The organism is Mesorhizobium sp. M4A.F.Ca.ET.020.02.1.1 (assembly GCF_004022645.1).
Classification (GTDB): domain Bacteria; phylum Pseudomonadota; class Alphaproteobacteria; order Rhizobiales; family Rhizobiaceae; genus Mesorhizobium.
In genome coordinates this window covers 1-2,028 of sequence record NZ_RZOI01000926.1, presented here as the reverse complement: position 1 = coordinate 2,028, position 2,028 = coordinate 1, and the positions used below count along the sequence as shown (strand labels likewise).

Here is a 2,028-nt window from a genome sequence, read left to right as displayed (position 1 = left end):
GGGCCGCTGCCGCGGGAATGGCTGTGGGCCTATACGGGTATTCCGGTACGACCGTTTCCCGGGCGCGAGGATGAGAGCAGCTGATCTCAAATCGCGTCGGCAGGCTCGGTCTGGGGGACAGTCAAGTCCCTCAGCAACGTCGACAGATCCGGCTCGTCGATAAGCAGCGCCGCATCGGCCGGGGCAAGCCATGCCCGCTGCCGCGTGCCCGCTTCCATCCAGCGGGGCAGTTCCTCCGTCACGTTCAGCAGGTAGACGACGACGTCGACGCGGACGAAGCGGCTTGCCAGGCGTTTCCAGTAGGAATAGGTGCCGGCCGGCTGTTTCAGGATGTCGCCGAGGACGCCGGCTTCTTCCCGCGCCTCGATCATGGCCGCCTTGCGCCCGCTCTTGCCCTTCATCGGCCAGCCCTTGGGCACGATGAAGCGTCTGGTCGTGCGCGACGTCACCAGCATCACCTCGATGCCACCATCAGGGCCCAGCCGAAAGGGTATCGCCGCCACCTGGCGAATCCGTTCGCCCCTCTTTGCCTTGCGCACGGCTGTCTTCTTGGTCGCTGCCATTCCCAGAAACCCAGTCGGATCGCCCCTTCCCGAGCAAGGAGGGCGCCATCCCGCAAAACCCCAAACCGCCGCCGATGCAACAGTGCATTTTTCCGGCAGGTTAGTTGGCTAAATAAATCGAAAATGCCGGCTTGTCAGCGGCACGACGTCAAAATCGCATTGCCCAGCACCTGGCAGCTCGGCTTGACCACCGGTACCTGCGGTCGAGGCTGCGGCACGATCTGGCGATCCTGCTCGCGATTCAGCTGCTGCTGTTGCTGGAATTGCTGCCGCAGCATCCTGTTCTGCAGCTGCAGCAGTTCGTTCTGCTGGACCAGAACATTGCGATTTGTTGGGATAATCACCTGCGCCAAGGCATGCGGAGCCACGGCCACCACCATCGCCGTCGCCAGCATTGCCAATATGAGAACCGTCGTTGGACGAAGCTGCCGCATCGATCCGCTCCCGCGTTAAACCTACCACCCATATAGGGCATTTGACCGGCGGTGCCATGGTCGATGGGCAGCCACGCCAAATTGATTGGTTCATCGGCCAGGAATGTGCCCTCCAACCTGGCATTGCACTTGACGGGGGCGGTTGTTTCGCCGCTCTATCGGCCGGCGCCAGGCCGAGCCAGTGGCTGGAGCCGAGCCTGGCAAGAAGGGATCCCTATGAGAAGCAGGTATCTCGCGGCGATAGTTGGCGCTGTCTGCATCCTCGGCGTGCCGGTTTGGGTAAACGCTGCGCAGACCAAGGGCGACAAGGTGGCGCCGGCCGCCGACGCGGCCAAGCCGCAATTGCCGGGCGGGGCCTCGGCGCTCTCGGAGACCCATGGCGACTGGGTGGTCAATTGCCAGGTCAACGGCGCGGCCAGGGCCTGCAGCCTCTCGCACCAGCAGTTCAGCAAGCAGACCAACCAGCGTCTGCTGGCGATCGAATTGTCGACCAAGACCGGCGAGGATGCCGCTGGCACCCTGGCGCTGCCGTTCGGCCTGGCGCTGGCCAAGGGCATCACGCTGGAGATCGACGACAAGAAGCTGGAAGGCATCTTGCAGTTCAACACCTGCCAGGCTGTCGGCTGCCTGGGGCCGGTTGCCTTTGACGCCGACACCACGCCGCTGCTCCAGAACGGCACCAGCCTGAAGGTCAATGCGGTCGCCGCCGACACGGCGCAGCCGATCAGCTTCTCCATCTCGCTCAACGGCTTCGGCGGCGCGCTGGCAAGGACGGCGGAGCTGTCGGCGGACTGAGTTCCTGCTTAGACCGACCGGGACGATCGGCATTCGCCGATCGCCCGTATCATTGACGTCCATCGCGCGTAGTCCTTATTTCCGGTTGGCTTAATTCAACCTGCGGTCGGCAGGGTCAGAGCGGCACGGGACGCCGCCGCGACTACAATGCTACAGTCGTCATGGGTCTTTACCCCCGGAATATGGATCGGAAGGCCATAAAGGTTCGAGACGGGGCGGACAGGAAAGAAATAGGA

Annotated in this window: 3 protein-coding genes; 1 reads left to right on the top strand and 2 read right to left on the bottom strand. The window is 63.3% G+C overall.

What is annotated here, in order from left to right; genetic code table 11:
* Window positions 1–86 precede the first annotated feature (86 nt).
* Together EN742_RS33185 and EN742_RS33180 are read right to left on the bottom strand one after the other, a co-directional pair.
* Window positions 87–563, bottom strand: a complete 477-nt coding sequence (locus EN742_RS33185) for an NUDIX hydrolase (protein ID WP_128333783.1) — start codon at window positions 561–563, stop codon at window positions 87–89.
* A gap of 134 nt (window positions 564–697) precedes the next feature.
* Window positions 698–997 carry a hypothetical protein gene (locus tag EN742_RS33180; RefSeq protein ID WP_127406447.1) on the bottom strand — a complete coding sequence of 100 codons (300 nt, stop codon included), beginning with the start codon at window positions 995–997 and terminating at the stop codon, window positions 698–700.
* Window positions 998–1,213: 216 nt separating this feature from the next.
* On the opposite strand from EN742_RS33180, the gene EN742_RS33175 reads away from it, so the two are divergent.
* Window positions 1,214–1,792, top strand: coding sequence for an invasion associated locus B family protein (locus tag EN742_RS33175; RefSeq protein WP_127406446.1), 579 nt, complete (start codon window positions 1,214–1,216; stop codon window positions 1,790–1,792).
* Window positions 1,793–2,028 lie beyond the last annotated feature (236 nt).